6 protein-coding genes are annotated in these 6,454 nt (G+C 39.6%); all 6 read right to left on the reverse strand.

Annotated elements, in window-relative coordinates; all coding sequences use genetic code 11:
- Positions 1-381 (reverse strand): FAD-dependent oxidoreductase (locus AC1DOS_RS17000; RefSeq protein WP_477538456.1); only part of this gene is annotated, 381 nt, incomplete at its 3' end.
- Between the two features lie 190 nt (positions 382-571).
- A complete protein-coding gene (gene topA, locus AC1DOS_RS17005; protein ID WP_477538457.1) occupies positions 572-2,647 on the reverse strand; it encodes a type I DNA topoisomerase in 2,076 nt (691 codons plus the stop codon).
- A gap of 104 nt (positions 2,648-2,751) precedes the next feature.
- Entirely contained in the window at positions 2,752-3,648 is an 897-nt protein-coding gene (gene dprA / locus AC1DOS_RS17010; RefSeq protein WP_108584630.1) for a DNA-processing protein DprA, read from the reverse strand.
- A 128-nt stretch (positions 3,649-3,776) separates the two neighbouring features.
- The gene (sucD, locus tag AC1DOS_RS17015; protein WP_108584628.1) at positions 3,777-4,679 is read right to left on the reverse strand and encodes a succinate--CoA ligase subunit alpha; all 903 of its coding nucleotides are present in this window, start codon (positions 4,677-4,679) and stop codon (positions 3,777-3,779) included.
- Positions 4,680-4,697: 18 nt separating this feature from the next.
- Complete coding sequence (gene sucC, locus AC1DOS_RS17020; protein ID WP_477538458.1) at positions 4,698-5,858, reverse strand: ADP-forming succinate--CoA ligase subunit beta; 1,161 nt, start codon at positions 5,856-5,858, stop codon at positions 4,698-4,700.
- Between the two features lie 121 nt (positions 5,859-5,979).
- On the reverse strand, positions 5,980-6,454 hold a 475-nt coding region (locus AC1DOS_RS17025; RefSeq protein ID WP_477538459.1), incomplete at its 5' end, for a ribonuclease HII.

Consider the following 6,454-nt stretch of genomic DNA (forward strand, 5'->3'; position numbering starts at 1 on the left):
CCCTTCAGGTAGTTCAGTTACTTCTTCATTAATCACTTCCACAAGGGGATGGTTTTTCACATTCTCTGTTACATAACCTGCAAATTCATGACGGTCGACAGCTAACGCTCCCCCCGCTGGTACAGCACATTGATCTGCTGCTTTCATTATTACGGAATCCAACATTCTCATTTCTTCTTTAATAACGCCGACTGCATTAGTTAATGTGTTGGCACGTAAAGAATTTGAGCAAACAAGCTCAGCGAACTTATCCGTGTGGTGCGCAGGTGTTTGTTTGACTGGTCGCATTTCGAAAAGTCGAACACGAACACCTCTTTTTGCGATTTGCCACGCGGCTTCACTTCCAGCAAGGCCCGCTCCAATTACATTGACAATTGTCAATTTCTACACCAACTTTCTCTTTATTATCTAAGAAAGTGTAAACTTTTATAGATATTTTCTTTCAGGCGCAGCTATGTCTAGCTCTAGCGCCATTCAGCGGGCACCTTTATGGGGTCAGAAAGGCGAAAATGTTCGCCTTTCTACCTTCCAGCGACGGTGTCGAACTAGACGGCGCTTTACGCTTTTCTAATTACGCTTGTGTATCTTCTTTATAATCACAGGCTGTACATTGAATTTGAATGCCTTTTTTCAGCTTTTTCTCAACTAGTAATTCGCTACATTTTGGACATGGACGACTAAGTGGTTTGTCCCAGGATACGAATTCACAAGTTGGATATCGGTCGCAGCCATAAAAAATTCGTTTCGTTTTACTCTTACGTTCAACGACTTCCCCTTCTTTACAAGTTGGACACGTAACACCGATATTTTTCACAATTGCTTTTGTATTACGGCATTCTGGGAAGTTGCTACATGCCATGAATTTTCCATAACGACCTAATTTATAGACCATTGGAGAACCACATTTTTCACAATCTTCACCCGCAGGTTCGTCTTTAATAACGACTTTTTCCATTTCTTTGTCTGCATGTGTAACATGTTTTTCAAAGTCTAAGTAGAATTTATCGATAATATGAACCCATTTTTCTTGTCCTTCTTCAACACTGTCCAAGTCTTTTTCCATCTGAGCAGTGAACTCAATATCAATAATATCAGGGAAAAACTCCAAAACAAGTTGATGGACAATGCCACCTAGTTCGGTAGGAATAAAACGTTTTGCATCTAGTGACACATAACCACGCTTTTGAATCGTATCAAGAGTTGGTGCATAAGTTGATGGTCGACCTATACCTAGCTCTTCTAAGGTCTTAACAAGACGCGCCTCCGAATAACGTGGAGGTGGTTGAGTGAAATGCTGTTTCGGTTCGATTTCAATTTTCTTGACGAAATCGCCTTTTTTCATTTCTGGCAATATGCGATCTTTTTCTTCTACTTGATCGTCGTTACCTTCTACATACAACTTCATGAAACCAGGGAATTTCACTTGTGAACCATTCGCTCGGAAAACGACATGCTCATTTGTTAAATCGATGGTAACGGTATCTAGTACAGCTGAAGACATTTGACTTGCCAAAAAGCGTTCCCAAATAAGCTTATATAAACGGAATAAATCTTTCGAAAGAATGGATTTAAGCTGGTCGGGTGAACGCAGTACACTTGTAGGACGAATCGCTTCATGTGCATCCTGTGATTTCTTTGATTGCTTCACTGGCGCGGTCGAAGTGGTTACATATTCTTTTCCATATTCTCCTTCTATATAGGAGTGCGCGTCTTTTTTAGCCGTATCGGAAATACGAGTAGAATCTGTACGCATATAGGTAATTAATCCAACGATGCCTTCTTTACCTATACTTAACCCTTCATACAGTTGCTGAGCAAGCATCATCGTTTTTCTTGCTCGGAAGTTTAACTTGCGGGCTGCTTCTTGTTGTAGAGAAGATGTTGTAAAAGATGGAGCTGGATTTCGTTTACGTTCTTTTTTAATAACACTTGTAACCTCAAACTTGTCACCTTTTAATTGACTTAGTATTTCTTTTACTTGTGCTTCATTGGTCAGCTTTATTTTTTCGGCACCATTGCCAAAATAAAGAGCCTCAAAAGCTTTTTTGCCTTTTTCAAAGTTTCCTTCAATTGACCAGTATTCTTCTGGTTGGAAATTTTTGATTTCATTTTCACGGTCAATAACCAGTCGCAACGCTACCGATTGAACTCGTCCAGCAGAAAGACCTTTTTTGACTTTCTTCCATAGTATTGGACTGATGTTATAACCAACAAGTCTGTCTAAAATTCTTCGGGCTTGTTGTGCATCCACTAAGTCCATATCTATTGGGCGAGGGTTTTTAAAAGATTCTTTAATCGCTTCTTTAGTTATTTCATTAAAAACAACACGACAATCTGATTCGATATCAATATTCAATGAGTTCGCGAGATGCCAAGCAATTGCTTCACCTTCGCGATCCGGGTCAGCCGCGAGATAAATTTTCTTCGCTTTTTTGGCTGCTGTTTTTAGTTCCTGCATTATGGGACCTTTGCCACGAATCGTGATGTACTTTGGTGTATAATCATTTTCTACATCTACACCCATTTGACTACGTGGTAAATCACGAACATGACCAAGTGATGCTTTCACTTTATATTTTTTGCCAAGGTATCGTTCAATCGTTTTCGCTTTGGCTGGCGATTCCACAATCACTAAATAATCCGACATGTATGTGCCTCCTTATAGAGGTTCCTTATAAATCAATAAAAGAAATACCTGTTGCAAAATGTATAACAGTTTCTAGTATATTGCAACCATTTTTCATTTCTTAGTCATTTTCGAGATGCAATTCCTTGCAATTCTTCAATGATTTGATATCCATTCCATACAGGTTTTGCCCCTTCTAGGAGTGACTGATTAGGTCCAAGAGACAATAATGATGTTATGGGACCAGGCACACAAAAGACCTCTCTACCATTATCTAAAGCATGTTGAAGTGTATTAACTGTGCCACTCTTCTCTTTAGCTTCCGTTATCACCACTGCTTGAGAAAGGCCACTAATCAAGCGATTTCGCATTAGGAAATACCACTTCTCAGGTGTTACATATGGTGGATATTCAGACAATGTTAAATGGTGTTTTTCCATAATATCGTAAATAGCCGAATTCTCCTTTGGATAACGAATAAAGTGACCATGACCTAATACACCAATGGTTTTCCCTCCTAATTCATGAGTGAATTGATGTGCCATTGCATCTGCACCTTTGGCAAGTCCACTAACAATGACGACGTCATGCTTCACAAGGGGTGGAAGTATATAAGCCATAGCATCCTTAGAATAGTCCGATGCGTTTCTGGCACCAATCACAGCAACATGATAATCCATCAACAAGTAATCTAGTCGACCTTTTGCGTATAGAATAGTGGGTGGGTCATACAGCGTGCTTAACTGTTTAGGGTAATTGGGATGATTAAATGGGAGTGGTGTGATGTTATTCGTGATGTACGCTTGAATAAGGGGGGTTCCAAGCGCTTTTACATAAGCGTCTTTAAACTTTCTTGCCCGCTCATGAGTGAGGTTTAACAGACGGGATAGTTGGTGAATATGCATACGTTCACACTCTGCTAACTCCGGATCAACTTGAAGTAGGGGCTGCAAGCGATTTAACGGAATAGGCAAGACGTAATGAAGTGCCAGCAAGCGTTGCTGAAATGATTGATTGATCATAGCTTTCCTCCTTATTAGATACGTGTAAAATATTTAACTCTATTAAATTGCAATATTACTAAATATTAAGAATTCTTTTTTCTTTAAAAAGAAGCGACACACCGATCGATGTGCCGCTTTTTTATTGATTAATGTGTTTTACATTGATCGTATAAGCCTTTTTCTTTAATCACTTTGATTAAAGTTTCACCAATTACTGATGGCGTAGCTGCAACTTCCATGCCAGCTGCGTTCATCGCTTTGATTTTGTCAGCTGCTGTACCTTTACCACCAGAGATAATCGCACCAGCATGGCCCATGCGCTTGCCTTCTGGAGCAGTTTGTCCACCAATAAATCCTACTACTGGCTTCGTCATGTTAGCTTGAATCCACTCTGCTGCTTCTTCTTCTGCAGTTCCGCCGATTTCACCAATCATAACTACTGCATACGTGTCTGGATCTTCATTGAATGCCATTAAAGCGTCGATGAAGTCAGTTCCGTTTACTGGATCTCCACCAATACCTACAGCTGTACTTTGTCCAATACCTTCTTGAGAAAGTTGGTGTACTGCTTCATAAGTAAGCGTTCCAGAACGTGAAACTACGCCTACATGACCTTTTTTGTGAATGTATCCTGGCATAATACCAATTTTACATTCGTCAGGAGTGATAACACCCGGGCAGTTCGGTCCGACTAAACGTGTTTTTTTGCCTTCCATATAGCGTTTTACTTTTACCATATCAAGAACAGGAATATGTTCTGTAATACAGATCGCCATATCTAAATCAGCATCTACAGCTTCTAAAATAGCATCTGCAGCGAATGGTGCTGGAACATAAATAACAGACACGTTAGCGCCAGTTGCTTTCACAGCTTCTTCTACAGTATTAAAAACAGGTACGCCTTCAGCTTCAGTACCGCCTTTTCCTGGTGTAACACCAGCAACGATTTTCGTGCCATACTCAAGCATTTGTTTTGTATGGAAAAGAGCAGTTGAACCCGTAATACCTTGTACGAGTACTTTCGTATCTTTATTAATATATACGCTCATCTTTTGTCCCTGCCTTTCTTAGCCTACAAGTTCAACAATTTTTTGCGCGCCATCAGCCATAGAGCCAGCCGCAACAATGTTTAAGCCAGATTCATTCAATAATTTCTTACCAAGGTCCACGTTTGTTCCTTCTAGACGAACAACAAGTGGTACTTGTAATCCAACTTCTTTCGCAGCTGTGATTACGCCTTCAGCGATAACGTCACACTTCATAATTCCACCGAAAATGTTAACAAAGATACCTTTAACATTTTTGTCTGAAAGAATGATTTTGAATGCTTCCGTTACTTTCTCAGCTGTCGCGCCGCCCCCAACGTCAAGGAAGTTTGCGGGTGATCCGCCGTAATAGCTAATTGTGTCCATTGTAGCCATAGCTAGTCCAGCGCCGTTTACCATACATCCGATGTTGCCATCTAAAGAGATATAGCTAAGGTCATATTTAGATGMTTCAATTTCTTTTGCATCTTCTTCGTCGAAATCGCGTAATTCTAAGATATCTTTATGACGATATAATGCATTTGCATCGAAGTTAAACTTCGCGTCAAGTGCCATTACATCTCCGCCACCAGTTACTACAAGTGGGTTAATCTCTACGATTGCTGCATCTTTTTCGATAAATACTTGGTATAAACCAAGCATGAATTTCACAGCTTTGTTTACTAATTTAGCTGGAATGTTCATATTGAAAGCCATACGACGTGCTTGGAATCCTGTTAATCCAACAACTGGATCAATAACTTCTTTGAAGATTTTTTCAGGAGTTGCTTCCGCTACTTCTTCAATATCCATTCCGCCTTCTTCAGAACCCATAAGAGTTACACGAGCAGTTGCACGGTCAAGTACTAAACCTAAGTAGTATTCTTTTTTAATGTCGCATCCCTCTTCAACAAGAAGACGCTTAATTTCTTTACCTTCTGGACCTGTTTGATGAGTAACAAGCACTTTACCAAGAAGTTCTTTTGCGTATGCACGAACCTCATCTAAGTTCTTAGCGATTTTAACACCGCCGGCTTTACCACGACCACCTGCGTGGATTTGAGCTTTAACCACAACAACATCAGTGCCCAGTTCTTTGGCAGCCTTTACCGCTTCTTCTGGAGAAAAAGCAACTAAGCCTGTCGAAACTGCTACACCGTATTGTCTGAGGAGTTGTTTACCTTGATATTCATGGATATTCATATTACATCCTCCAATCAAACTTTAAACAAGTAATTTACTACCTTAACCATTGTATAAAACCTGTCAAACAATGTCCACATAAGTCTTTTATTTTGCGTTATAGGTCAAATATTCGGAATTCTTATCGAATCATAGATTTTATCGGCTCGAAGGATTTTCGGTGAATTTTTGTTACCCCAAACTGCTTTAATGCTGATAAATGATCGGATGTTCCATACCCGGCATTTTTTGAAAAGTGATATTCAGGATAGATTTTGTCGAATTCATTCATCAAATTATCTCGAGTTGTTTTGGCTAGAATCGATGCAGCTGCTATAGCTAAACTTTTCGCGTCCCCTTTAATAATCGAATGTTGTGCAATATCAGTTGGCAGTGTCATGGCATCGACTAATAATACCTGTGGTTGAATGGATAAATTGTCAACAGCTAACATCATGGAAGATTTAGTTGCTTGATAAATATTTAATGTATCAACTTGTTCAACAGATTGAATATGTACATAGTAGGCTAGAGCATATTTTTTAATGATTTCTGCGTAATTTTCTCTTTTAAATCGCGAGAGCAGTTTAGAGTCATTGATGCCAATTAATTCATGT

The organism is Paenisporosarcina sp. P5_A11, from assembly GCF_056400705.1.

Excerpts from the sequence above, each read along its gene's own strand:
- topA (WP_477538457.1), bottom strand. The coding sequence starts at position 2,647 with ATGTCGGATTATTTAGTGATTGTGGAATCGCCAGCCAAAGCGAAAACG.
- dprA (WP_108584630.1), bottom strand. The coding sequence starts at position 3,648 with ATGATCAATCAATCATTTCAGCAACGCTTGCTGGCACTTCATTACGTC.
- sucD (WP_108584628.1), bottom strand. The coding sequence starts at position 4,679 with ATGAGCGTATATATTAATAAAGATACGAAAGTACTCGTACAAGGTATT.